We start from the raw sequence: 25,706 nt of genomic DNA on the forward strand, positions 1-25,706 counted from the left end.
AAATAGGCGCGATAGTAGCTGTTATCGTATCTTAAGTTATAAGAGGGTTTCCCCGCTCCAGAATAGTGGCGATATCAATCCCAGTGGGTAGGCTTCCAGTATTGTGTGTGCCGTTAATCCCTATTCTTGATTTGATAAAGGCGTCAGTTACACAAGTGTTACTCCCCTGTAGCAGAAGGTGCGCCTGCATGGTCAGGGCCATTTGGTCAATAATATGACGGGCACGGTATTCAAATTGATTTAGGTCGGAAAGATCGTTTCTTAACTTGTCGACTGCCGTATCAAATTGTGTGTTTATGCCTCGGCTAATGTTTAACTCATCAAACCAGTGGCTAATTACTGCAGGGGTTTTAGTGATGGCACGTAACACGTCCATCGCTTGAATATTCCCTGAGCCTTCCCAGATTGCATTTATCGGAGCATCTCGGTACAGCCGTGCAGTAATAAAGTTTTCAATAGCTCCATTGCCTCCCAGGCACTCCATAGCCTCATAGGCGTGATGGGGACTGCGTTTGCATATCCAGTATTTTCCCACCGCGGCCCCGAGTCTGAGTAGCATCTTTTCGTGTTCGCTGCCCTCTTGATCCATTGCTCTGGCTATGCGCATGGTAAAGGCAATTGAGCCTTCCACCTCCAATTGCAGGTCGGCAAGCACATTTTGCATCAGTGGCTGATCAATCAGCTTTTTGCCAAATGCTTTGCGCTCACTAGCGTTGTATATTGCCTGGATAACAGCTTGCCGCTGCCCTGCAGATGAACCCATCATGCAATCAAACCGTGTAATCGCTACCATCTTGATGATGGCGCTGACTCCACGCCCTTCCTCGCCGATTAGCCAGCCCAATGCGCCGCGTATCTCAACTTCTGAAGATGCATTGGAAACATTGCCACACTTTGTCTTCAGGCGTTGAATCTCCAGCTGGTTCTTCGATCCATCCGGCCTCCATCTTGGAACCAAGAAGCAGGATAAGCCGCCGGGCGCCTGGGCAAGAATTAAAAAGGCATCGCACATAGGGGCGGACATAAACCATTTGTGCCCTAATAATTCATAGGTTCCATCGGCGAGGGGAATTGCAGCGGTGGTATTTGCCCTGACATCTGAGCCCCCTTGTTTTTCGGTCATGCCCATACCGATCGTCAATGAATTTTTCTCAAAATATGGGCGATTACTTCCATCGTAAGTGCGGCTGGTTATTTTGGGTATCCATTCGATGGCGATTTCAGAGTTTAGCTCGATAGTGGGCACTGAGGCGAAGGTCATAGTGATTGGACACCCGTGACCGGCTTCAAGCTGAGTGTGCAAGTAATTTTTTGCAGCTCTGGCCACGTGGGCACCTGCGCGTGGGTCGGTCCAGGGAGAGCTGTGTAAACCTTCTGAAAGTGCCAGCTGCATTAGCTGGTGATAAGAGGGGTGGTATCGAACCAAATCAATGCGGTGGCCGGAACGATCGTGACTTTCGAAGATAGGTTTAAATTCATTAGCGGCATAACCCCGCTCAATCATTTCTGGCCTGCCACACACCTCCCCATACCGCTCCAGGTCATCTTCAGCCCAATGGGCCCCATTAATATGTACGGCTTCCTTTAACGCTTGATCAGCAATATAGAGGTTATGACCAGAAAGCGGGCTGGGCTGGTTGGCAACCTGATAATTGGTTTTGCAATCTGATGTGTGGATCTCACTGTTCATAACTTCACCCTGGAGGATGTAGATTTCTATTTGATGCTGTAATTTAACTTGTACGGTTTTGCCAATTCCCCTAGGGGAATAGTTCAGGCATAGCCGAATATGAGCATAAAACAAGCTTTTCCTGATTACTATTTAAGCTGTTTAATTTTAAGTCGTGATTTTGCCGTTTTTATTTGCAGGGCCTGATCCTATGAATTCTCAGGTGATTTTACTCGATCAAATATGGCTTAAAAGTAATGAGGTGAAATTTATATTTTATTGCTATCGAATACCGTTTTGTCAGTCTGTCTCCGATGAGGCTCGAATCATCTTGTGTTTGTCGTCTTATTGTTGGTAGCAATTTTTTTTATCTTAAATTATTCAAAATAAATTTATTAATAATGTGGACCAGTACAAAAAAATTGATATTTATAGAGCTCTATTGCCGATAGGAAATCTATACCAAAGCATGTTGATTTTTCTTTTTAGTTTACTGATCCATGATACCTTTGTATTACAAAATGGTATTAGAGAACCAAGTTGGCACACTTAAGATTGAATTTTTGATATCTAGATCACTACCGGTTGCAGTTAATGAGTTGATCGAATAGATTTAGCTCACAGCGTAAGATGAGCGCGGAAAATTGATAAAAAATAGTTAGGCTGGTAACAGGCTGAAACATAAAAGGACTGCACATTGGGGGAACCCAGATGAATTTGCATAAGGATTATGCACCACTAAAGGTTGTTAGCCCTAAGTCAGAAAAAACAGGGATTACAGTTGCCTTTTTAACCGCATGCGTCAATCTTCAATCCTCAATATTTGCCGGGCGAATTGAAGATGAATTTAAGACTACCTGCGCTATCCTTCAGCGCTCGACACTTTCATCCCTAAGTGGTATTAAGGCCGAATACCTTCTTCTTGATTGTGCCGATGTATCCTCTTCAGATCTCGAGAATCTTTTGAGGGAGATACACTCCCTGCCCACACCTCCTAACATAGTATTGATCAATGTCGATCAGAAAGCCGATATTGATTTTGTTCTCCATTGGGAAAAAGTTCTGGGATTAATACCCTCCGAATGCGAAGCAAAAGTCATTATGGAGAGGTTGGGTAGGATATTCTCGGGAGAATACTGGTTTCCAAGAGATGTTCTCCATAATTTTCTCAGGCAACACAGAAAGCCTAAAAAGTGGTGCGATAAGGCTTCAAACCTCACGCAGCGAGAACGGCAAATTTTACAGTTGATCTGTGATTGTAATACCAATGCCAATATAGCCGAAACATTATGTGTTAGCGAGCATACCGTTAAAAGTCATTTGTATAAAATCTATAGAAAAATAGGCTGTAAGAATCGGTTAGAAGCAAGTAGTTGGGCCAGTCAAAACTTGTAATATTATGAAATCAATATTTTTGTGCGCAACTGTGTTAACAGTTGCGCTTTCGTGTATCGTTCACAAAAGTCACGCTCAAGAAACAAGTGATCAAAGCTCTGAGGAATCCCTGCTTACTGGATTGGTAATTGATAATACGGTAAGCGGTATAGGTCATGAGTTCGCTAGATCGCTATCAATTTATATAACAACTAATTTGACAGGATTCGACTACAACCTGACCGTGCATGAAAGGCCTTCGGCAAGGTGGGGCAGTGTTGTTTGGGTAACCTTTGATAGCAAGCAAGTCTTTAAAACTGTCATTTATCCTGGGCGGAGAAAGTTCGGTGCAATTGTCGAGCAGGCTGCTTCGCAAATAAATAATAATGTGAGGCAGCAACGGTTGCAGGATCTTTTATCTCAAAATGTTGATTTGGCGGGGGATGAAATATAATGAAATTTTTATTCACAACGGCTTTTTTATTGTTTTCTGGCTCGGTGTTTGCAACAGAGCTGGTGTACACGCCTGTGAATCCATCGTTTGGGGGTAATCCTCTTAATGGTAATTATTTACTGAATAATGCTAGTGCACAGAACAGTAAAAAAGATCCTGACGCTAAGGATTCACCGTACTCTGATTCTTCTTCCCTGGATAGATTTACTGACACACTAGAATCTCGTCTGCTCTCACAGCTGCTAACAGATGTGGGAAATGGTAATGACGGTACTTTGGTAACTGATGACTATATCGTAAATATTGTTGATATTGATGGTGAATTGACGATCACCATTACCGACGCTGTTACGGGTGAGATATCTGAAATTGTAGTTGTAGGTCTCAATCCAAGTAACTAATAAAATTATATTTGTAAGCTTAGGTTTTGTGGGGTGGTGCGATGTTATCGAGAATATTTATTCTAATTATTGTTTTTAGTATTAGTGGGTGTAGTTCTGTTAAGGAAGCGTTGTTCGGCCCTGGACAACAAAAGGCAACTTTGACGGATAGAATGAGCACCTATTCTGATTTAGTCAGTTTGCCTGCTCCTAGAGGGAAAATAGTTGCCGCAGTATACGGTTTTAGTGATCAAACTGGACAATATCGGCCAGCGCCCTCCAGCTCATTCTCGACCGCAGTGACTCAAGGGGCTGCAGCTATGCTGGTTCAGGTTCTGAATGAATCTGGGTGGTTTGTGACTCTTGAGCGGGAGGGTTTACAAAACCTCTTAACCGAAAGGAAAATAATTAGAGCTGCACTGAAAGAACAGGACAATCCTGCCAGTCCTGTATTCGATCTGCCTTCTCTTATGTCAGCCAATATTATGTTAGAGGGTGGAATAGTCGGTTACGATACAAACATCAAAACAGGGGGTGCGGGGGCACGTTACTTCGGTATCGGTATTTCTGAACAATATCGTGTAGATGAGGTTACTGTAAACCTGCGTGCGGTAGATGTCCGAAGTGGACGAGTTCTAAGTAGTGTTTTAACGAGCAAGAAAATCTTGTCGAGGCAAGTTCAAGGCGATGTTTACACTTTTGTGGAATACAAGCGCTTACTTGAAATAGAGGCTGGGATGACCACGAACGATCCAGCTCAATTATGTGTTCTTTCTGCGATAGAGTCGGCGGTAATTCATCTTATATCCCAGGGGGTTAATGCTAATTTGTGGGCATTGGAAGATAATAGCCAATACCCTATGTCTGTCCTCAGTGAATATTCTGCGACACCAGTAAAAATATTATAAATCTTTAGCGGATATTAAATTTTATTGGTATGTTCATTTAGAGGTATATGTAATTTGGTGAAATGGAATTTTATTAAATTATATCTATGTGTTTTCATGTTTGTGTGTGTAATTTGGTGGAATTGAACTGTTTTATTTTTTGTGTGTTTTGATTTAAATCACCACCTTAATACAAAAGTTTTACGTTCTTCTTATTCTTTCCGGTTAAATGTAATCTTTCTTCTGATTTAAGATATATTTTTTTTTACCTATAGTGTCCATGTTGTTTCTTATAGTTGTTAACCGTTCTTATTGGAGAGGTGGTTGGTGATTGCTACAGCTAAACGAGTAACGGCAATTTTATTTCTGTTTCTGGTTTTACCGCTTTCGGTGTGCTGGGCTTCTGATTTAGATGACCACAATGAATTGTCTGCGGGGCAGGGTGCTCTGGATCTTCTTTTGTTAAGAAAAGATTCAATTACGGGTAACTTGGCCCAGGTTTCACAAGTAGGTGATTACAACCTTGCTGAAGTTACCCAGTCTGGTCTTTACAACCAGGCTGTCCTGATCCAGGAGGGTGGCTCCAATGCAGCGTTGGTGCAACAAACAGGCGATTCTAATTATGCTGCGATATCGCAGTCAGGAGCCTACAACCAAGCTACAGCGATACAGAATGGCGTAGATAATGTGGCTTTAATTAGCCAGGTTGGTTACGGAAATTCTGCAAACATTATTCAAAATGGTGATGGATTGTTTGGTTATGTCGCGCAGTTCGGTGACGACCATGCGGTGCAACTGGTGCAGTACGATTAAGGCATTGCACTATTTTACTTGTATTTATAATTTTATTCTGAGGGAGATTGATAAATGAAAAAGATTACACTTGCTGCTGCTATTGCTTTGATTGCTGGCGCAGGTCAGGCTGTAGCTGATAATAACTACGGTGATCAGGTTCAGCTCGGCGAAAATAACTCTGCAAATGTATCCCAAGTATATGAGGCTAACAATAATGCTGCCTATCAGTGGCAGGAGGGTAATGATAACGTAGCTGTTGCAGCTCAGGATTATGCTGATGATAACTACATTGATCAGACCCAGCTTGGTGACCGTAATGCTGCTTACACCAGTCAGTCCAGCCAAATGGGCAGTGAAGCTTTGACCTACCAGGATGGGGAAGGTAACAATGGAACTATCCACCAGTGGACCGGTTCCTACAATAGTGCCTACGCTGCGCAGTTTGGTAGTGAAAATATGATTCATTTGGATCAGTATACCGACTCTAACTTTAACTATGCCGACATGTATCAAGACGGCAGCGACAACATGGGCGTTCTGCAACAGGAAGGTGACGGTAACTACTTCGTCAGCACCCAGGTTGGAGACAATAACGGTGTTTGGAACAGCACCTGGTACTCCTCATTTGATGGTTTTGTTGGTGGTCAGGTAGGTGACTTCAACGTAGGTACTGTTTTTCAGTCAGGTGCTGAGAACACTGCAAACCTGATGCAGAGTGGTGATATTAACCTGCTCGACCTGTCTCAATCCGGCCTCAGCAACACTGCGACTATCCTGCAGCAAGGTGATGCTAACGCTGCTTTCGGTTACCAATCCGGTGTTAACAACGTTGCCAATATCACCCAGAATGAGACCAATAACTTTGGTGCTATGGCTCAATTTGGCAATGACAATACCGCTAACCTTGTACAAACCGGTGACATGAATAGTGCTGACTTTGGTCAGTATGGCGATGCTAACCTGGCAAATATTGATCAGACAGGCAACAGCAACTACGCCTATGGTTACAGTGCTGGTGTTGCAAATATCGTAGATATTGATCAAGCGGGTGAGTTGAACCTGGCAGAAGTTCACCAAGACTTTGGCGGCGATAACCTGATTACTGTGGCCCAAACTGGCTACGAGCATTCCGCTCACGTTGGACAGGGTGGCTATGAAAATGTTGCCACTGTTAGCCAGAACAGTGCATATAATATGGCTAGCATTGAGCAGGTTGGTGCAAGCAACGTTGCCACCATCACTCAGAACTGATTCTGAAGAGTTTCAGGTATGAAGAAACCGCCCTATTGGGCGGTTTTTTTATATAAAGGTAGAAGCTAATCCTTATCTAAGAGCAGATTGACTAAATGGTTCTCTGCCCGCAAAAATTGAGAGTCAGCTCTAATAGCCCTGTCCATGGAGATTGCTGCCCACTACCACCTTTAATAGAGCTATCTATAGCTCGAGCGCGAATTAATAAGCTTTCCAGTTGCTTCTTATTAAGTCTGTGTAGGGCTCCTTGGACCAATGGCTGTCGCTTTTGCAGCCGAACCAATCTCGCTAGAGGTTGGCCTTGATCCAGTTTTTCCATAATGTCGAGAAGAGTGCGAATTTCTCTTGCTATTGCCCAAAGTACAATGGGTGGTTCAATACCTTCGACCCTCAATCCGTCGAGTGTTTTGACTGCTTTGGCTGAGTTGCCAGAGAGTGCTGTGTCAATTAGGTCAAAAACACTGTAACGGGCGGAGCTGGTGACACTATGCTCCATCATTTCCCGGGTGATTTCTTGCCGGGGGCTGGAAAGCTTAAGTTTTTCTATCTCCTGGCTTGCGGCAAGCAAGTTACCCTCTACTCTTTCTGCCAGGATTTGTACTGCTTCTGGTTCGGCTGAGAGGCCTGCAGATGCAAGGCGCTGGTTGATCCAGCGGGGCATTTCCTGAATCGTCACAGGCCATACCTGAACCAGTACTCCTGATTGTTCTAGGACTTTGACCCATTTGCTGTTGAGTTGCGATTTATCAAGTTTCGGTAATACCAGTAAAAGCAAAAGATCTTCACTCGCCATTGAAGCAAACTCTTGCAGGGCTTTACTGCCCTTATCCCCGGGTTTACCTCCGGGTAAACGCAGCTCGACAAGTTTTTTTTCTGCGAAAAGAGACATATTTCCGGCTGAAGCAACCAGCGTGTTCCAGTCAAAATTATGCTCTGCGTGAATAAGTTCTCGCTCGGTGAAACCGTGCTTTTTCGCTGTTGAGCGGACTAAATCGCAGCACTCTTGTACTATTAAGGGCTCATCACCAGTGATAATAAAAATTGGCGATAGGCCCTTTTTTAGATTTTGCGATAATTGATGGGGGTTAACGCGCATTAATAAAACTAACCTAGTAGCTCTTTTCTTCTAATGAAGCATTCACATCGATACGCCGTAAGCGATCGATAATGCGCCCAATAAGCTCCCGCTGCATCTCCGCGCGCAAGGTATTTTCCTCTTCACTTTTACTGACAATTTCATCGACATCCCACTCCAAGGTGCGGTAAACATCTGCCTGTGCTTTATTTAGGAGGACTTGGCCTGAAGCTGTGCGTACGCTATAGATTGCACTGGTAATTAATTCGTATTCAGATGCTCGCCCTTCAGAGTCTACAGCTACGGTTAGTTTTCTCTCGGTTTCCTGGTGAATGATGAGTGTATAGTCAGCTTCTGCAGGTGATTCCGCCATAGGCACACCCGCATTATTGAGCAGTCGAGTTAATTGATCTGCGATATCACTGCGAGGGTCTACTGTGGATATATAGAGTGTACTACCGGGAGGAAAATTCTTAGGGGCGCCTCTTAGATGCCAGCCGCAACCGGCAATAGTGATAGCGAGAAGAAAAATAAAGGCTCGAATTGCGATTGTTTTCATAAACTACTTGCCTTGGTCTTGTCGGCTACAGCGAGCTGACTTAAGTGAGCCGGGAGTGAAACTCCCGGCATCATATTGCGGGTCTCTACTTGGCGACAATATTAACCAGTTTGCCAGGAACGACGATTACTTTGCGCACCGTAGCTTCACCGATAAATTTCTGAACGTTCTCATCGGCGAGGGCGAGTTTTTCCAGGCTCTCTTTATCTGCATCAGCAGGCGCATCCAGTTTTGCGCGTACCTTGCCATTGACCTGGACGACCAAAGTAATCGAGGTGCGCACCAGTGCTTTTTCATCTGCCACTGGCCAAGGAGAATCGATTAGGGCACTGGTATTCCCCAGAACCTGCCACAGTTGGTGACAGATATGAGGAGTAACCGGAGCCAACAGCAAGACGGCGGTCTGTAGGGCTTCTCTCTCTACAGCCAGTCCTTGATCACTGTTGCGATCTGCCAGCTTGCCGACTTCATTGAGCAATTCCATTACTGCTGCGATAGCGGTATTAAAGGTTTGGCGGCGGCCATAGTCATCCCCCACTTTTTGGATGGTCTCGTGGGTTTTGCGGCGCAGCTGCTGTTGCTTGTCATTGAGGGACTGCTGGTCGATCTGTGCTTCACTGGAGCCCGCTGCAATATGGGCGTGAACGGTTTTCCAGAGTTTGCGCAGGAAGCGGCTGGCACCTTCCACACCGGCATCGTGCCACTCCAGAGTCTGCTCCGGAGGGGCGGCAAACATGGTGAACAGGCGAACGGTATCGGCACCGTACTCCTCAACCGCAGCGTGAGGGTCTATGCCATTGTTCTTGGACTTGGACATCTTTACCACGCCGCCGGCAATAATCTCTTCGCCGGTGGCTCGCTCAATCGCTTTGGTCGGCTTGCCCTTGTCATCGCGCTCGACGTCCACATCGGCGGGGTTGATCCAGGTCTTGTGGCCGTGTTCTTCCTTGTAGAAGGATTCGGCTAACACCATGCCCTGACACAGCAGCTGCTTGAAGGGTTCATCGCTATTGACCAGGCCCTCATCCCGCATCAGTTTGTGGAAGAAGCGCGCGTAGAGAAGGTGCAAGATGGCATGCTCAATACCGCCGACATACTGGTCCACTGGCAGCCAGTAGTTGGCGCGGTCCGGGTCCAGCATGCCCTCTTCAAAATCGGGACAGGTATATCGGGCGTAGTACCAGCTGGACTCCATAAAGGTGTCGAAGGTATCGGTTTCACGCTCTACGGGAGTGCCGTTGAGTTCGTCTTTACGCCATTTGGGGTCGGCTTTAATAGGTGATTGAACGCCGTCGAGCTCGACATCTTCCGGCAATAGAATCGGCAGCTTGTCGGCGGGTACTGGTATTTCTCCGCCGTCGGCCAGGTTGAACATGGGGATGGGCGCACCCCAGTAGCGCTGGCGGGAGACACCCCAGTCGCGCAGGCGATAGTTGGTCTTAACCCGACCCTTACCTGCAGCAATCAGCGCTTCGGAGATCGCAGTAAAGGCGCCATCAAAATCCAGGCCGTCAAAACTGCCGGAATTTACCAGTTTGCCTTTCTCCGTATAGGCCCCTTTCTCCAAATCGATAGACTCGCCGTCGGCAGCCTCGATAACCTGGATAACGGGCAGCTGGTATTTTTGTGCAAACTCCCAATCGCGCTGGTCGTGTGCCGGTACTGCCATCACCGCGCCTGAGCCGTAATCCATCAGAACATAGTTGGCCACCCATATGGAGACTTCTTCACCGCTGATGGGGTGAATCGCCTTGAGCCCGGTATCCATGCCTTTCTTGTCCATCGTGGCCATATCGGCTTCGGACAGGGACTGCTTTTTGCACTCGGCGATAAAGGCTTTGAGTTCGGGGTTGGACTCGGCAAGCTCCAGAGCGATGGGGTGCTCGGCGGCGAGGGAGACATAGGTAACGCCCATCAGTGTATCCGGACGGGTGGTATACACATCGAAGTGGTCCATACCCGCAATAGGCTTGGGCAGGGCAAAGCTCAGCTCTACTCCCCGGCTTTTTCCGATCCAGTTGCGCTGCATGGTGCGCACCTGCTCGGGCCACTCGGGCAGTTTGTCCAGGTCTTCGAGCAGCTCTTCGGCATAATCGGTGATCTTGATAAACCACTGGGCCAGCTCGCGGCGCTCAACGGTGGTGCCACAGCGCCAGCAGGCGCCATCTTCTACCTGTTCATTGGCCAGTACAGTCTGGTCGTGGGGGCACCAGTTCACTGCAGAGTTTTTCTTGTAGACCAGGCCTTTCTCGTAGAGACGGGTGAAGAACCACTGCTCCCAGCGGTAGTAGGTGGGCTGGCAGGTGGCCAGTTCGCGGGACCAGTCAAATCCAAAACCCAGGGCCTTGAGCTGGCCTTTCATGTACTCGATATTGGCATAGGTCCATTTGGCTGGAGCGGTCTTGTTCTGGATGGCCGCATTCTCTGCCGGCAGACCGAAAGCATCCCAGCCCATCGGGTGCAACACGTTTTTGCCCTGCATGCGCTGATAGCGAGTAATTACATCGGTAATGGTGTAATTGCGCACATGCCCCATGTGTAGCTTGCCGCTGGGGTAGGGGAACATGGATAGGCAGTAGAACTTTTCCCTGCCGGCGTCTTCCTTTACTTCAAAGCTCTTCTCGGCCTCCCAGAATTCCTGGGCGGAAGCTTCGACTGCGGAGGGGTTGTACTGCTCTTCCATCGATTCGGGACCTATACTCTGTGATCAAAATTTGCGGGAAACTGTTCAGTGTTTATTGGGGGATGTGAACGCTTGTCAATCGGTAAAGATTGATCGCGATCAAGTTTCGCTCCCAGTGCATCTTTTACGATGCGTAAACGCGGGATTATAGGAGGGATACCGTGACGAAGGAACCAAAGTTGCCGCCGAAGGACGATCTGATTAATGAGTTTCGCGAAGACTTTGAAGATTTGGTCGAAGGTGAGCTGGCTGTTGAGAATCTCACCGCCAATAAGATGGCATTTTTGCGGGCTTGGCTGAAAGATGACCTGCATCGGGCTGCTGACTATATCCGGGGACTAGGTGGGGAATTGAAGACCCTGGAGGAGCGCAGCGGTGATTGGCTGCTGGATGCGGCGGACCCCACAGAAACCGCCTGGCCAAACTTAATGCGATGCATCAAAGAGGGCAAGCCCTGGGCTTTGGCCGGCGAGTTTGTAGGGCCGGATGAGGAGTTGCAGTGTTTGGGCTGTGGATACCGAGCTATGCCACCGGCAAATACCCAGATCACTCCCTGCCACCGGTGTGGTTATGGATGCTTTCGCCAGATTGAGGGTGGTCTCGAGTATTGAATGGGTTCTATACGGCGGCGGCCACGCTTCTGATGCCTCCAGCAGCCCCATTGTTGGGGCTGCTGGTTGCATTTCTTTTGCGATTCTCTTCATCCGGGTCCCTGCTTGAGAGATGCTCTCTACCCTTGGCTGTGATTTCCTTTTGTGTGCTTTGGTTAGGGGCGACCCCGGCATTCTCATCCTGGCTTGGGGATCGATTGGGCAAGGTACCTTATCAACCCCATGTAAGGCCTGAGGCCGTTGTGATCCTTGGTGCAGGGCGTTATCGCGACAGGTATTCGAATAGGGAGAGACTCTCTGCGGCGAGTCTTGAAAGAGTTGCCGGTGCTGTCGAGCAAGCACCAGAAGAGTTACCGATTCTGGTATCTGGCGGTCGGGTTCACAGCGGAGAGCGGCTGGCAGAGTCTGATTTAATGGCTGCGTTGTTGGAGGAGGAGTTTTCCACTCCGGTCACTTGGCGTGAAGATTGCAGTCGCACTACTGCAGAGAATGCAGTAAATAGTGCTGATATTTTGCACAGTGCTAATGTGAGGTCGGTTTTTTTGGCCACTCACTGGTGGCATATGCCTCGCGCAGCGGAAATTTTTTCCCGCGCTGGCTTAGAGGTACAACCCCTGCCAGTTGGGAGTGCCGGAGAATTGATGCCCCGCGCTCAAACAGGTGTGGGGCGCTGGCTGCCCAATGCTGTCTCCCTGCTAAGGACCCAGGTCTACTGGCGGGAAATACTGGCACGGATCTGGTATCGGTGGAGTTCGCTACCGCCCATCAGAAAATGTTGAGGATGGATAAGGAACTTTTTGATAAATGTAATCTCAGAGGCCTACAGGATTTGAGGGATCAGGCGTCGAGCCCAAATGTTTGAGAGCTCTTGATTGCTGGTTGTACCGGGCTTAGGATGACTGGCGCCACAGGACATACCCATTGATTACCTTTTTATATGGAGTAGCGGCTGTGGATAAGAAACATAACAATAATCGAGATAACCTTATGATGAAGGGCATCCCACTTTCTTTCTCTCCGATACAGTTACATAACCGGTTAAACCGGGCTGTTTGGATTGGCTTCAAGCGGGTTGAGCAAGATGGCCGCACACTGGTTTTTCTGTGTGCCGGTGGCGATAGCGGCGCCCAACTCAGTAAAAATTTTGAGACCTTTGCCGGGCAGATAGTCCGGGAGTTCGGTTTTGCTCCCGCCGAAGTGGAGTTTATCGAGCTGCGTTCAAAAGCCGAGGAGTCCCATTGGTATCGCTGGCATGCCCAATGGGTGGGGTCTGCGCCAATGGAGTGCCATGGCGACCTGGTGACCAGTGAATCTAGCCGACGCTACTTAGCCCAGGCACTCGAAAGCGATATGGCCGCTGCTTAAATTCATTTGTTCAGGCGCTGGCTTTAGTGGTAGCGCCGTCACCCTTGAGCAGGTCTGAGAGGGCTTGCTCCAGAGTTGGAAATTGGAAGGTATAGCCGGTTTCCAGTGCTGTACAGGGCTCGACCCTATCACTGGCTAGCAGTAATTCATCAGCCATCTCTCCAAAAGCTATCTTTAAGGCCCAGGCTGGTGAGCGTAAAAACGCCGGGCGATGCAACTCTTTAGCCAGGATTCGGGCAAAGCTGTTGTTGGTTACAGGTTCCGGTGCACTTCCGTTAAATGGGCGGCAAAGTTGATTGTCGATGGCGTGTAATATCAGCCCGACTTCGTCTTCTTCGTGAATCCAGCTCATCCAGTGCTCGCCCGAGCCCATGGGGCCGCCAAGCCCGAGACGAAATGGTGGCAGCATTTGGGGAAGGGCGCCACCGCGCATGGAGAGAACGATAGCTGTGCGGATAATGCCTACCTTAACGCCAGAGTGCTGCAGCGGGAGCGTGGCGGCCTCCCAGTCCCGACACAGCTGTGCGGCAAAGCCCCCTCCTGGAGCGCTGTCTTCTTTCAGTAACTCCCCTCCGCGATTGCCGTAATAGCCGATTGCGGAGCCGGACAAGAAGTAGGATGGCTTGTCTCTTTGGCCCAGGGTCCAGCGAACCAGCTTCTCTGTTGTGTCCAGGCGTGAACTGCGAATTTCAGTGCGATACTTTTCTGTCCAGCGACGGGAGATGGGGGCCCCGGCAAGGTTCACAATAACATCTACGGGCTGGTTCACCTCTGCGGGATCGCGGCAGGCGTTGGCTGATTCGCCACATAAGTTTCGAACCCTGTCCGGATGTCGGCTTAATACCGTAATAGTATTGCCTCGCTCCAGCCAGCGCCGACAAAAGAGCCTGCCTATAAGCCCGGTGCCACCGCTAATCAAGCAATGCATGGGGAATCACCTTGCCTTATATTCGCTAGAAAATTGAATGGAGCATAGCAGTGATATTCAGTGGCGGTAGCTTACCGATGGCCACCCCGGCAGGGAGTGGCTGCAGGGCTTGTTTTAATCGGGTAGCTCGCCACTGAGAGGGGAGTTGGATTGGGGCTCCACCCTACGGCGTAAAAACAGGGCCAGGGCCAGCATTGGGAGCGCCAAGGCAAATACCAATGAGATGCCGGCTAGCATAAACGGGGTGGCGCCACTCATCGCTCTGATATCCCCGGTCATATTCGCGCGCTCGAATTGGGGGAGTTTTTTAATAACCTTCCCCTTGGGGTCCACAATTGCCGTCACACCAGTATTTGTCCCTCTCACCAGGTAGCGACCAGTTTCCAAAGCGCGCATCTGCGTCATTTGCATATGTTGTAAGGGGCCAATAGAGGTCCCGAACCATGCATCATTGCTAATGGTCAGCAAAACCTGGGAAGACAGTGCTGAGTCGGCAACCAGCCTGGGATAGACAACCTCATAGCAGATAAGCGGCGCCCAGCTTGCACCAGCAGCATTGAGCGGCGATTGTTCGTCCGGGCCTGAGCGGATAAAGGAAGTGGGGAGATTAAAAAACTCGATAGTGCCCCGAATAAAATCCTCCAGAGGTACATACTCACCAAAGGGGACCAGGTGACGCTTGTGATACACGCTGGGGCTCTGGCCAAAAACTGCGGCGGAGTTGTGAATACTCCGCCCCTCCTGTGTCGAACCCCGGGTGTCATAGAGAATACCGGTGATCAAATCGATGTTGGTAGTCTCAGCATTGCGTTGCAGCGCCTGCATAAGGTTGGGGGCTTGCCCGTAGAGCATGGGCAGGGCGGCTTCGGGCCAGATAATAACGTCTACATCCTGATCGCTAAGGGCGCGAGTACCCTCCTGGTAACGACTGATAGTTTCCCCGCGAAATTCTGGCAACCACTTCTTTTCCTGAGGAATATTAGCTTGCACCAGCCCAACGCTTATAAGAGGACCTTTTGCGGAGGTCCACTCCACTTGGGAGAGGGCAGCTCCTATTGGCCAGGGGGCCAGTGCCGCAGTGAGTAGAATGATATGGCTGTGTCGCTTGAGCGGGGATAGGCGGCCACTGACAACCAGGGCCAGCACTGCGCCGGTAAATGCCAATAGCAGGCCTATGCCGTAGACACTCAAAATCGGCGCCCAGCCCGCTAGCCAGGTTTCTGTATGGCCATAGCCGGCGAAGAGCCAGGGGAAACCGGTAAAGGCCCAGCTGCGCAGCCATTCACTGATAAACCACAATGCGGCAAAAGCCAGGGCGAAGCTGAATTTATTATCTGTGAAGCGGCCCAGAATGTAGAAGGGCGCGGCTAACAGCAGCGCCATAATAGCGACGAAGCTTCCGGTGAGGGCCAGTCCTAATGGCACCGATGAGTTGCCAAAATTTGTAATCGAAACGTAGACCCAGGAAGCCCCGCTGGCGAAGAGGCCCAATCCATAGCAGAGGGCGAGCCAGAAGCTTTTGCGACCCGGTAGCACCTGCCCTTTGGCTGCGGAGAGCAGAATCCAGGCGAATAGTGTCAGGGACAGCAGGCCACATACCCAATAGTTAAATGGGGCAAATGAAAGTGTCATCAACCCGCCAGCTACAACGCTGGCGAGAGGAGAAAATAATCTGCGCATAAAGTTGTTGTCAGGACACCCCGTTCGCTCAGGGTATCAGTGTGTTAAGGCTTGCAGTAATGAGCGGTGCTCAGCTGTCTTCTTCTGGCGGTTTGCGCATATGGGCAACCCGCAAAAGGTGTATTTGGCGGCTGTCTGCATAGAGTACCCGGAACATAAAGTCACCCAGTCGGGTGACTTCGTCGCGGCCTGGCAAATGGCCGAATGACTGCATAATAAGACCGCCGACAGTGTCGAATTCTTCGTCACTAAAGGCGCTCTCGAAAAATTCATTGAACTCTTCAATGGGAGTCAGAGCTTTAACGATAAAATCGTTTTCCCCAACTTTACGGATATAACTATCCGCTTCTTCCTCGTCGGTCTCGTCTTCGATTTCACCGACAATTTCCTCGAGGATATCTTCGATAGTCACAACACCGGATACACCGCCGTACTCGTCTATCACGACCGCCATATGGTAGCGGTTCTCACGGAACTCGCGCAGCAGGATATTGAGGCGCTTGCTCTCGGGAATAATATTGGCTGGGCGGATCAGGTCTTCGAGCTGAAATCCGTCGAAACCTTTCAACAGGAGAGGGAGCAGGTCTTTGGCGAGCAATATCCCGCGTATATCATCGACACTTTCGCCGACGACAGGGAATCGGGAGTGACCCGAATCAATAATTTTGGGGAGGAACTCTTCCGGCTTATCGTGAAGGCCTACCACAACCATTTGCGAGCGTGGAATCATAATCTCGCGGACTTGCTGGCTGGAAACGTCCAGTGCGCCTTCGATAATAGAGAGCGCTTCAGCATCTACCAGCTGATTTTCAGCGGCGTCCTTAATGATGTCCAATAATTCGTCGCGAGACTTGGGTTCAGCTGAAAAGGCGCTGAACAGCTTTTCCAGCCAACTTTTTTCACTCGCGCGGGATTTGCTCGCTGAGTGACTACTTGGGGGCTCGTCTGTGGTCATGGAAGTGGCCATGCTCCGGGGTTCTCTCGTTTGTAGATAAAATTCAGTAGCAGTTTGCCATTACTTCGGTGGTACAGCGGCTATCATCCCACTTCATCCTGTGGGGCGTAGGGGTCTGCAATGCCGAGGTTGGCGAGCAACTTCGTTTCCAGGCTTTCCATAACCTGAGCGTCTGCATCTTCGATATGGTCATAACCTAGAAGGTGCAGTGTGCCATGGACCACCATATGTGCCCAGTGCGCCGATAGTGATTTGCTCTGTTGCTCCGCTTCCAGTTCAACTACTGGGGCACAGATCACAAGATCTCCAAGCATCGGGAGATCCAGCTCCGCAGGGAAATCGGTAGGGAAGGATAAAACATTAGTGGGTTTATCCTTGCCCCGGTACTGGTGATTAAGTTCCTGGCTCTCACTTTCGTCCACGATTCGCACCGACAGTTCCGCTTCGTTGCGGTGGCCGGTCAAAGCCTTGGATACCCAGTTGCTGATAGCCTCATCGGAAGGGATGTCGTGGCAGCGGCTGACCCGCTGCACATCGAGTGTTAAATCAGTCATAACTCAGGTGCGGACTCTAAGCGGCATTCTCGTCGGCTTTATTGGAAATTCGATCTGCCGAGGCCATTTCCAGCTCAGCTTCATGAATATCGTAGGCCTCCACAATGCGCTGCACGAGGGGGTGGCGAACCACATCCTTGGCTCCAAAGTGGGTAAAGCTGATTCCATTAACTCGCCCCAGTACTCCAACAGCATGGCGCAAACCGGAAGCTTGGCCACGGGGCAGGTCGACCTGGCTGGGGTCACCGGTAATTACGGCGGTGGAGCCAAAGCCAATCCGCGTGAGGAACATTTTCATCTGCTCGCGGGTGGTATTTTGGCTCTCATCGAGAATAACAAAGGCATTGTTCAGGGTGCGCCCGCGCATATAGGCAAGGGGAGCCACTTCGATAACGTTGCGCTCGATCAGCTTGCCAACAGTTTCAAAACCGAGCATTTCGTAGAGGGCGTCGTAGAGTGGGCGGAGGTAAGGGTCTACCTTTTGGCTCAAGTCACCGGGCAGGAAGCCCAATTTCTCGCCGGCTTCAACGGCGGGGCGGACCAGGAGGATTCGCTCAACTTCATCCTTGAGCAGAGACTCCACAGCACAGGCTACCGCCAGGTAGGTTTTACCGGTACCGGCGGGTCCGATACCGAAATTGATATCATTGGTCTGCACAGCACGAACGTATTTACGCTGATTGAGCCCTCTGGGGCGTACCGAGCACTTCTTTGTGCGAATCAGTACTACTTGGTCAGCTTCGCTGGAATCACTGCTACCATCTTGGCCGGTGAGTTCTTCAACCCCCGATTGCTGCAGAGCCAGGTGAATCTCATCTGGAGTGAGATAGTCCTTGGTACCGGTTTCCTTGTAGAGCCTACTGAGTAGTTCGCCAGCGGCACGCGCCGATTTGGCATCGCCGAAAAATGAAAACTGGTTGCCGCGATTTCGAATTTCGATATCCAGGCGCTGTTCTATTTGGCGTAGGTGTTGGTCGAACTGACCGCAGAGATTGGCGAGACGGCGTGCGTCGTTGGGCTCGAGAGTGATGCTGTGAGCGAGGGTTTGTGTTTCCAAATTGGTTTCCGGCACCTTTAATCCAGGGGTTATATTGCTAGGGTATACCCATTTTCCCTAAAGGGGAAAGAGGTGATTCCTACAAATAGGTTCTAACTTTACCTGATTTTAATTACGGGGCGTAATTTGGGGGGTAAGTTGAGCCTAATTTGGCGGCAGGATGTGCTTTCGAAGTACATCTTGCCGCTATTTGAGGTAATCACAAAGTCTTAGAACAGGTCTTCTTCCAGCTCAGATGTGACTAAAGTACCGCGCAGGGAGTTTGGCAGGGCCTCTTCAATCACAACATCGGCAAATTTGCCGATCAGGGCGAGATCGTCCGCACGGAAGTTGACTACCCGGTTGTTCTCGGTGCGGCCTTGCAGCTGTCCGGGGTCCTTTTTGGAGACACCGGTTACCAGTACACGCTCGGTGTTGCCAACCATGCGGCGTGCAATAGCTGCCGCCTGCTGGTTAATCCGCGCTTGCAGCAGCTGTAGGCGCTGCTTTTTCACTTCTTCCGGCGTGTCATCGGCCAGGTCGGCAGCTGGGGTGCCCGGGCGAGGGGAATATATAAAGCTGAAGGAGATATCGAAGCCCACGTCCTGGATCAGGTTCATGGTCGCTTCAAAGTCCCTGTCAGTTTCGCCGGGGAAGCCGATAATAAAGTCTGAAGACAGGCAGATATCCGGGCGAATTTTCTTCAGGCGGCGGATCTTGGATTTGTATTCCAGGGCGGTGTGGCCGCGTTTCATTGCCATCAGAATGCGGTCGGAGCCACTCTGTACGGGCAGATGAAGGTGACTAACCAGTTCTGGTACCTGTCCGTAGACATCGATCAGCGCATCGGAGAACTCTACCGGGTGAGAGGTGGTATAGCGGATACGGTCGATGCCATCAATCGCTGCCACATAAGTGATCAGCTCGGCGAAATCCACTTCGTGGCCATCTTCTCCTGTAGCGCGGTAGGCGTTTACGTTTTGCCCAAGCAGGTTCACCTCGCGGACACCCTGGTCTGCCAGGTGGGCGATCTCTTCGAGTACATCGGCCACAGGGCGGCTGACTTCTTCGCCACGGGTGTAGGGAACCACGCAGAAAGTACAGTACTTGGAGCAGCCTTCCATAATAGAGACAAATGCGGTGGCGCCGTCGGCCTCTGGCTGGGGTAGGCGATCAAACTTCTCGATCTCCGGGAAGCTCACATCGACGATAACCGCGCCGCTTTTTTGCTCCTTGGTCTCCATCATCTCCGGCAGGCGGTGCAGGGTCTGGGGGCCAAAGATCAAGTCTACATGGGGCGCGCGCTTGGCAATCGCCTCGCCTTCCTGACTGGCTACACAGCCGCCAACACCAATCACCAGGTCGGGATTTTTTTCCTTCAGGTGTTTCCAACGGCCCAGCTGGTGGAACAGCTTTTCCTGGGCTTTCTCGCGGATAGAACAGGTGTTGACCAATAGTACATCCGCCTCGTCGGGATCGTCGGTAGGTACCATGTCGTGGGACTCGCCGAGCAGATCGCGCATCCTCGCGGAATCGTACTCATTCATTTGGCAGCCGTGGGTCTTAATATATAGCTTTTTCACCGATGTTTCGGACATATCGCGCCTGGTTAAAAACTGGTCAACAATTAGGGTGGGGCATTATAGCGATAGGACCCGGCACTGCATAGATGGCTATATTAGCTGTTGCGAACCTGTGCTATTCTTGCGCGCTTTTTCGGGCTTTGCCCGTTCTTTGATCAATTTGAGCTTCGGGGTCATCCCCATCCTGAGAGACTTATGGCCAACCCGATTTATAAAGTTATTTTCCACAATCAAAACCAAGTGTACGAACTCTACGCTCGGGCCATCTATCAAAGTGATATGTACGGCTTTATCGAGGTGGAGGAGTTTGTATTTGGGGAAAAGGCTCAGCTTGTGGTCGACCCCAGTGAGGAAAAGCTGAAAACCGAATTTGCTTCGGTAACCCGTTCCTATATTCCGATGCACAGCATCGTGCGTATTGATGAAGTGGAAAAAGAGGGCACCGGCAAGATTGTTGAAGTAAAGGGTGACAAAGTTGCCAAGTTTCCTTTTGCCCCGCCTATCCGTCATCCCCAGGACACAGAGTAAGCTTTATTTTTACTCTGAATCAGGCCGGGCTCTATGCCCGGTTTTTAGCGCCAAAATCATCCGCTGCACCTTTTTTTCCTCTGCAATATAAGCTTCAATAAAAATCCTCCTGACTGTCATCAAATCGCTGCAAAGTGGTTGCGCTGACGATCAACGCCGTTCTGTATTTAGTTGATCTCAATTTGCTAGCAAGAGAGCAAATACGGATTTATCGATTTTTCTCAAGTTAGCTCAAGCGACGACCTATATTTTTGCCGCGTATCTGCCCTGATTTTTATGGGCTGATAACTGGTACAGACTGGAACTTTGCTATGAGCAATCGCTATCGCGCACTGTGGATTTCCGATGTCCATTTGGGCAGCAGAGACAGTGAGCCCCATCGACTTGCAGATTTTCTGGCTCAGAATCGCGCCGATACGGTCTATCTGGTTGGGGATATTTTTGATATGCAGGCACTCGCTCAAGGACGAGGTACATGGTGCCAGGCCTCTTCGCTGCTACTGGAAATGCTTTCCGAATTAAGTAGCCTGACGCCTGAAGTCATTTATATTCCTGGAAATCACGACGCGCCAATGCGCAGCTGGGCCGGAAAGCGGCTCGGCAATATCCGAATTGAAAAAGACTATATCCACACCGCTTCCAATGGGCGTCGCTTTTGGGTGACCCACGGCGATCAGTTTGAACACCGAATTAAAATAAATCCAATCAGTTACCATATCGGCGATCGCAGTTATTACCTGATGCTGCGCTTTAATCGCTGGATCAATTATTGGCGCAATCGATTTAATAAGCCTTGGTGGTCGCTGGCCAGCCAGATAAAAAATCGTGTGGGTGCCGCTCGACAAATGATGAGTGATTTTGAGGATGTCGCCACCCGTGAAGCGATATCGCGGGGATTTGATGGTGTTATTTGTGGCCATATCCATAGGCCTGCCCTTAGAAATAAAACCGTGTGTGGGGATGCTGTGACCTATGCGAATTGTGGTGATTGGGTCGACTCTATGAGTGCGGTTGTAGAACAACAAGATGGCAATTTAGATCTTTTACATTGGTATCGGACTCCAAAAATTGCCAGCATAATGACAGAGGTGGTTGCGGCATGATTCATCTTGAGACTCTTTTGCAGAAAAACGCCTGGTACAGCGCGGCACCACAAAAAACCACGCGAAAATTAGTTTCTGCCACAGTAAAGAAAATCTGTTGTGAGGAGCAGCTACAGGAATTTACCAGCAGTTACCCCCACCTTGGCGGCCTGGATTTTATTCGCCAGGTATTCGATGACTTGAATTTTCGCTACGAATTAAATCCATCAGAGTTGGCTCGGGTTCCCACTAGTGGGCCGCTGGTGATTGTGTCTAATCACCCCTTAGGAAGCCTGGATGGTCTCGCTCTGATCGATATGGTAGCGCGGGTACGGAAAGATGTTCGAGCTGTTGCGAGCCAGTTATTGTGGAACATAAAATCCCTGCGCCCCTGTTTATTGCCCGTAGATAACTTTAATGGGCGTACCCGTCGAGCCGATATTGAAGGTATTTATAGCCATTTAGGTGACGGGGGAGCGATTATCATTTTCCCGGCGGGCGAAGTATCCAGGCTCACCCCCCATGGGGTTCGGGATGGACGCTGGAATTCAGGCTTTGCCCGTTTTGCGGAAAAAACAAATGCGCCGATATTGCCGGTGCAGGTTTTAGGGAGAAACTCCTGGTGGTTCTATGGCCTCTCCATGTTGAACAAGCCTCTCTCGACTTTATGGTTGATCAGGGAGATGTTTAAGCAGGCCAGCCGCAGTATCGATATTCGTATAGGACGTCCCTTGGAAGCGGAACACTTTCGTAGCTGGCCGCTAACACCCCGCGCCAAGGCTGCCTTGTGGCGTAAACATGTCTACCAATTACATCGTTCGCCCGCCCCTCTGGGGCCGGAATTAATTGTTGAAGCTGAGCCAAAAGCCGATGTAGCGCGAGTGGTTGAGTCCTGTGTATCACTCTCTGAACTGGGTAATTTTTCTGTGCGTTTGTATCGGCAAAAAGCAGATTGCCCCGTCATGCGGGAATTGGCCAGAGTGAGGGAGATTGCCTTTCGCTCAGTGGGGGAAGGGACCGGCCAGAGCCGGGATTGGGATGCGTTTGATGCTCATTACGACCATCTATTGTTGTGGGATGCAGAAAATCGACAGATTGCAGGAGCTTACCGCATAGCAGCGACCGAGGCGCTCTCGGATGATCAGATATACAGCAGTACGCTATTTAATTACCCGCAGCCTCCTCGGCAGTGCCTGCCAGATTCTGCTGAGCTAGGGCGTAGCTTCCTACTGCCGGAATATTGGAGAGGGCGCGGGTTAGACCTGCTCTGGTGTGCTATTGGACAGTGGGTATTGCGCAATAAGGTACGCTACCTATTTGGCCCAGTGTCTATGCCCGGTACATTTTCCGTGAGAGCGAAGTCCGTCATTGTGCGCTATTTTTCCCATTATTTTGCTCCTGAAAACTCCTTGGGGGATGCTCGACTGCCATTTCCGGAAGCACAATCTGAACTGCCTGAATTACTTGGGGATTCGGTGTCAGATATGCGTCAATTGAAGCATATTTTGCGTGAGGAGGGCGTTATGCTACCTCCCCTATTTAAAAAGTATGCCTCTGTTACTAAAACTGGAGGGACCAGTTTCCACGCCTTTAATATTGACCCGGATTTTTGCGATGCTGTGGATGGGCTGGTCGTTGTTGATTTATCAAAAGTGGACAAGAAGTTTGCTAAACGTTATTTATCCAGCTGACTTAGAAGTGACTCTTTATGAAAAAGGCAGCGTAAAGCTGCCTTATTTGAAGATTCAGGAAATCTCACCTGGCATTTTGGATGGTTAAATTTTGCCAAGCTTTTTACGTAGACTCACCAGTTTGACACAGAGGACGAAAACAGACATTGCGGTATCCAGTTCTTCCAGCGGTGGGAAACTGGGTGCAATACGAATATTGCTGTCCTCAGGGTCCTTACCATAAGGGAAGGTAGCGCCGGCAGGTGTTAATTTTACTCCAGCATCCGCAGCCATTTTAACCACTGCTTTTGCGCAACCGGGAAGGGTATTAAAGGAAACAAAATAACCCCCTTCAGGTTTTTCCCAAGTACCCATATCTGCATCGGTGAGGGCATTATGTAAATGCTCCAGAACACACTCGAACTTCGGGCGAAGAATATCTGCATGTTTATGCATGTGTTCTGTCAGACTGGTGTATTCGGTAAAAAATCTCGAGTGACGCAATTGGTTGACTTTGTCAGGACCAATGGTCATTGCCTGCATTTGGCCTTTGAGGGAATCGAGATTTGCCTGGCTGGCGCTCACAAACGCAACGCCTGCGCCAGCGTGGGTGACTTTTGAAGTTGAGGCAAACTGTATTACGGAGTCTGCAGTATCATTTTCCAGGGTTGCTGTGCGAATATTTGGCAGTTTTACATAGTTGCCAATGTCATGCACCGAATAGGCATTGTCCCAAAATATCCGGAAGCCGGCGCCGGCAAACTGTCCCAGCTGCGCCAATCTTTCTACAGTTTCCTTGCTGTAAGTGGCTCCTGTTGGATTTGAAAACTTGGGCACACACCAGATACCAACAATCTCTGCGTCTTCGCGCACGAGCTTTTCCACAAGCTCCATGTCGGGCCCCTGCTCTCCTATGGGCACGTTAATCATCTCGATACCCAGCTGCTCACAGATCGTAAAATGGCGGTCATAGCCGGGAACAGGGCAGAGAAATTTGGGAGCTTTTAATTTGCGCCAGGGGGTAGTGCCCGCAAAGCCGAACAGGTAACCGGTGACTAGGGCGTGATACATCAGTGTAAGAGAGCTGTTGCCTCCGGCAATCACTTCGTTGACCGGCACTTGAAGCATTTCGGCTCCCAGCTCCCTTGCGCAGGTCAGACCGATTAAGCCACCGTAGTTGCGAGTGTCGGTACCGTCTGCCGCTCGATAGTCACCGGAGAGAATTCCATCAAGTTTATCGGAAAGTTTTAATTGCTCCGCCGAGGGCTTTCCACGTGTGATATCCAGGCTTAACTCGTGTTGACAGATCTTGTTGTAGTGAGCGCTTAATTCTTTTTCCCACTCGATCAATTGTTCCTGTGTGGCGGATTCGATATGCACTTGAATTCCCCTGGCTGGTAATGTGAGTTGGCGAGCTTATCAGCCTTAGGTCGCTTTCGTCAGCAGGAAATCGCACATGATTATTAGTTTCTCTTGAAATCTATTGAGTGGAATTTATTCTGGATACGCTAGATTTTTGAGGTGTCATGTCGTTCATTAGTTCGGCGGTGGTGTTGGGATCTGGGCGTCTGATTATTGGCTGGCTAGAGAGCGGAAGTCCTGGGCATAGTCGCGCAGAGTTTTGCTTAGATGACGGCGTTGTGTGGGGCTGGTACTGGATAGAATTTGTTCTCCCAGTTCGCGAGCTTGGGTTTTGCGCTGCTCTTGCGCCTTGCGATATTCGTCGGACCAAAGTTGGTCTGGGTTTTCCAACAGACCGCGCAATTGTTGTTGGTATCCATCAGGCTTCTGTCGGATAAGCTCAATAGCATGTTGTTGCCAAATCATATGTTGTTCGTTACGTAAAACAGGGTTGTACTCTACCTGCTTTACCCAGGCTGCGATCAGCTGCTTTTGTTGCTCGGTTAAACTTCCCAGCCATCGCCTGCTCTCCCGGCGAATTTGCCGATCGCGGTGTCGTTGTATTTTCCACGGCGAGCGCTGCCATTTTTCCAGTGTTTTCTGCTGCTTTTTGGCCAGGTTGTGTTGCAGGTGATCAATCTGTTGTGGTGTTAACTGCGCCACAATAGGAAGCATTAAGTTGAAGGCGTTGTTACTGGCGCTTTCGATGAAGTGGTACACCTCTTTTTCAACTGGGGCCAGCTGAGGATTCTCAAGTTGGCCTTGATCTACTTTATCTGCCAGTTGGCTCAGGAAATCGGCATATTTTGGTAGCTGTGTTTGGCGGTGCCAGTGAAAAAAGCTGTTAAGAGCCCCTTGAAACTCCAGCTCTTGCTGGGAATTTAAGTCGACATAGTCACGAAGCTTCCAGCGTATCCAATAATCAATGTTGTTATAGGCGAATTGAATGCTGGAGCAGCTGCTCAGTAAGCTCGCAACTACAAGGAGAATGATTAAACGCCATTTTTGTGTGGTGTAACTGCCCGGGGTTTGGGGCATTGATCCTTCCTGTAGATATGATCGGCAGCGACTGATAGGGGTGCCTTAAGCATAGATTAAAAAGGTATACCCAATTCCAGTTTTATTGTGACAGTAATGGGGTATCGGGTTGGCGAGCTAGTGGGCGTTTGAAAACAAAGCAGGACGA

Annotated in this window: 24 protein-coding genes; 12 read left to right on the forward strand and 12 right to left on the reverse strand. The window is 49.6% G+C overall.

Annotated features, from left to right (window positions below; genetic code table 11):
- Window positions 1–31: 31 nt before the first annotated feature.
- A complete protein-coding gene (locus ACJJI3_RS21595) occupies window positions 32–1,690 on the reverse strand; it encodes an acyl-CoA dehydrogenase family protein (RefSeq protein ID WP_444940896.1) in 1,659 nt (552 codons plus the stop codon).
- Between the two features lie 690 nt (window positions 1,691–2,380).
- Between ACJJI3_RS21595 and ACJJI3_RS21600 the strand changes: the two genes are divergently transcribed.
- From ACJJI3_RS21600 to ACJJI3_RS21625, 6 genes are all read left to right on the forward strand, one after another.
- Window positions 2,381–3,064 (forward strand): helix-turn-helix transcriptional regulator, encoded by a 684-nt coding sequence (locus tag ACJJI3_RS21600; protein WP_413663120.1) that lies wholly within the window; start codon window positions 2,381–2,383, stop codon window positions 3,062–3,064.
- 4 nt (window positions 3,065–3,068) lie between these two features.
- Window positions 3,069–3,497 carry a CsgE family curli-type amyloid fiber assembly protein gene (locus ACJJI3_RS21605; RefSeq protein ID WP_444934026.1) on the forward strand — a complete coding sequence of 143 codons (429 nt, stop codon included), beginning with the start codon at window positions 3,069–3,071 and terminating at the stop codon, window positions 3,495–3,497.
- Window positions 3,497–3,898 carry a curli assembly protein CsgF gene (locus ACJJI3_RS21610; protein WP_413663118.1) on the forward strand — a complete coding sequence of 134 codons (402 nt, stop codon included), beginning with the start codon at window positions 3,497–3,499 and terminating at the stop codon, window positions 3,896–3,898. Before ACJJI3_RS21605 ends, ACJJI3_RS21610 begins: the two co-directional genes overlap by 1 nt.
- A 41-nt stretch (window positions 3,899–3,939) precedes the next feature.
- The gene (locus tag ACJJI3_RS21615; RefSeq protein WP_413663117.1) at window positions 3,940–4,785 is read left to right on the forward strand and encodes a CsgG/HfaB family protein; all 846 of its coding nucleotides are present in this window, start codon (window positions 3,940–3,942) and stop codon (window positions 4,783–4,785) included.
- A 306-nt stretch (window positions 4,786–5,091) separates the two neighbouring features.
- Window positions 5,092–5,577 carry a hypothetical protein gene (locus ACJJI3_RS21620; RefSeq protein ID WP_413665886.1) on the forward strand — a complete coding sequence of 162 codons (486 nt, stop codon included), beginning with the start codon at window positions 5,092–5,094 and terminating at the stop codon, window positions 5,575–5,577.
- A gap of 54 nt (window positions 5,578–5,631) precedes the next feature.
- Window positions 5,632–6,810 (forward strand): hypothetical protein, encoded by a 1,179-nt coding sequence (locus tag ACJJI3_RS21625; protein ID WP_444907429.1) that lies wholly within the window; start codon window positions 5,632–5,634, stop codon window positions 6,808–6,810.
- 91 nt (window positions 6,811–6,901) lie between these two features.
- Here ACJJI3_RS21625 and holA read toward each other — a convergent pair whose 3' ends face one another.
- From holA to leuS, 3 genes are all read right to left on the reverse strand, one after another.
- Window positions 6,902–7,906, reverse strand: coding sequence for a DNA polymerase III subunit delta (holA, locus tag ACJJI3_RS21630; RefSeq protein ID WP_444907430.1), 1,005 nt, complete (start codon window positions 7,904–7,906; stop codon window positions 6,902–6,904).
- 13 nt (window positions 7,907–7,919) lie between these two features.
- Window positions 7,920–8,444, reverse strand: a complete 525-nt coding sequence (locus tag ACJJI3_RS21635; protein ID WP_444896284.1) for an LPS-assembly lipoprotein LptE — start codon at window positions 8,442–8,444, stop codon at window positions 7,920–7,922.
- An 85-nt stretch (window positions 8,445–8,529) separates the two neighbouring features.
- Window positions 8,530–11,127 (reverse strand): leucine--tRNA ligase, encoded by a 2,598-nt coding sequence (gene leuS / locus ACJJI3_RS21640; RefSeq protein WP_444940897.1) that lies wholly within the window; start codon window positions 11,125–11,127, stop codon window positions 8,530–8,532.
- Between the two features lie 161 nt (window positions 11,128–11,288).
- On the opposite strand from leuS, the gene ACJJI3_RS21645 reads away from it, so the two are divergent.
- From ACJJI3_RS21645 to ACJJI3_RS21655, 3 genes are all read left to right on the forward strand, one after another.
- Window positions 11,289–11,738, forward strand: a complete 450-nt coding sequence (locus tag ACJJI3_RS21645; RefSeq protein ID WP_108734284.1) for a zinc ribbon-containing protein — start codon at window positions 11,289–11,291, stop codon at window positions 11,736–11,738.
- Window positions 11,739–11,935: 197 nt separating this feature from the next.
- The gene (locus ACJJI3_RS21650) at window positions 11,936–12,517 is read left to right on the forward strand and encodes a YdcF family protein (RefSeq protein ID WP_444940898.1); all 582 of its coding nucleotides are present in this window, start codon (window positions 11,936–11,938) and stop codon (window positions 12,515–12,517) included.
- Between the two features lie 172 nt (window positions 12,518–12,689).
- A complete protein-coding gene (locus tag ACJJI3_RS21655; protein WP_413663111.1) occupies window positions 12,690–13,103 on the forward strand; it encodes a hypothetical protein in 414 nt (137 codons plus the stop codon).
- 10 nt (window positions 13,104–13,113) lie between these two features.
- Here ACJJI3_RS21655 and ACJJI3_RS21660 read toward each other — a convergent pair whose 3' ends face one another.
- From ACJJI3_RS21660 to miaB, 6 genes are all read right to left on the reverse strand, one after another.
- The gene (locus tag ACJJI3_RS21660) at window positions 13,114–14,031 is read right to left on the reverse strand and encodes a TIGR01777 family oxidoreductase (protein WP_444940899.1); all 918 of its coding nucleotides are present in this window, start codon (window positions 14,029–14,031) and stop codon (window positions 13,114–13,116) included.
- A gap of 114 nt (window positions 14,032–14,145) precedes the next feature.
- Entirely contained in the window at window positions 14,146–15,711 is a 1,566-nt protein-coding gene (lnt, locus tag ACJJI3_RS21665; RefSeq protein WP_444940900.1) for an apolipoprotein N-acyltransferase, read from the reverse strand.
- A gap of 70 nt (window positions 15,712–15,781) precedes the next feature.
- On the reverse strand, window positions 15,782–16,678 hold the full coding sequence (locus ACJJI3_RS21670; protein ID WP_413663108.1) for a CorC family transporter: 897 nt from the start codon (window positions 16,676–16,678) through the stop codon (window positions 15,782–15,784).
- A gap of 71 nt (window positions 16,679–16,749) precedes the next feature.
- Window positions 16,750–17,220 (reverse strand): rRNA maturation RNase YbeY, encoded by a 471-nt coding sequence (gene ybeY, locus ACJJI3_RS21675; protein WP_444940901.1) that lies wholly within the window; start codon window positions 17,218–17,220, stop codon window positions 16,750–16,752.
- Between the two features lie 16 nt (window positions 17,221–17,236).
- On the reverse strand, window positions 17,237–18,292 hold the full coding sequence (locus tag ACJJI3_RS21680; protein WP_444940902.1) for a PhoH family protein: 1,056 nt from the start codon (window positions 18,290–18,292) through the stop codon (window positions 17,237–17,239).
- 194 nt (window positions 18,293–18,486) lie between these two features.
- Window positions 18,487–19,854, reverse strand: coding sequence for a tRNA (N6-isopentenyl adenosine(37)-C2)-methylthiotransferase MiaB (miaB, locus tag ACJJI3_RS21685; RefSeq protein WP_413663105.1), 1,368 nt, complete (start codon window positions 19,852–19,854; stop codon window positions 18,487–18,489).
- Between the two features lie 180 nt (window positions 19,855–20,034).
- Between miaB and ACJJI3_RS21690 the strand changes: the two genes are divergently transcribed.
- From ACJJI3_RS21690 to olsF, 3 genes are all read left to right on the forward strand, one after another.
- Entirely contained in the window at window positions 20,035–20,367 is a 333-nt protein-coding gene (locus ACJJI3_RS21690) for a DUF1820 family protein (RefSeq protein WP_172975496.1), read from the forward strand.
- A 311-nt stretch (window positions 20,368–20,678) separates the two neighbouring features.
- Complete coding sequence (locus ACJJI3_RS21695) at window positions 20,679–21,470, forward strand: UDP-2,3-diacylglucosamine diphosphatase (protein WP_444896292.1); 792 nt, start codon at window positions 20,679–20,681, stop codon at window positions 21,468–21,470.
- A complete protein-coding gene (olsF, locus tag ACJJI3_RS21700) occupies window positions 21,467–23,140 on the forward strand; it encodes a bifunctional ornithine lipid synthase OlsF (RefSeq protein WP_444940903.1) in 1,674 nt (557 codons plus the stop codon). The genes ACJJI3_RS21695 and olsF overlap by 4 nt, the downstream gene beginning before the upstream one ends.
- 84 nt (window positions 23,141–23,224) lie before the next feature.
- Here the strand turns inward: olsF and ACJJI3_RS21705 are convergent, their stop codons facing one another.
- Window positions 23,225–24,499, reverse strand: coding sequence for an aspartate aminotransferase type Ic (locus ACJJI3_RS21705; protein ID WP_444940904.1), 1,275 nt, complete (start codon window positions 24,497–24,499; stop codon window positions 23,225–23,227).
- A 192-nt stretch (window positions 24,500–24,691) separates the two neighbouring features.
- On the reverse strand, window positions 24,692–25,558 hold the full coding sequence (locus tag ACJJI3_RS21710) for a DUF6279 family lipoprotein (protein ID WP_444940905.1): 867 nt from the start codon (window positions 25,556–25,558) through the stop codon (window positions 24,692–24,694).
- Window positions 25,559–25,706 lie beyond the last annotated feature (148 nt).

The sequence above is a fragment of the Microbulbifer maximicatervae (SeqCode) genome, assembly GCF_052466985.1.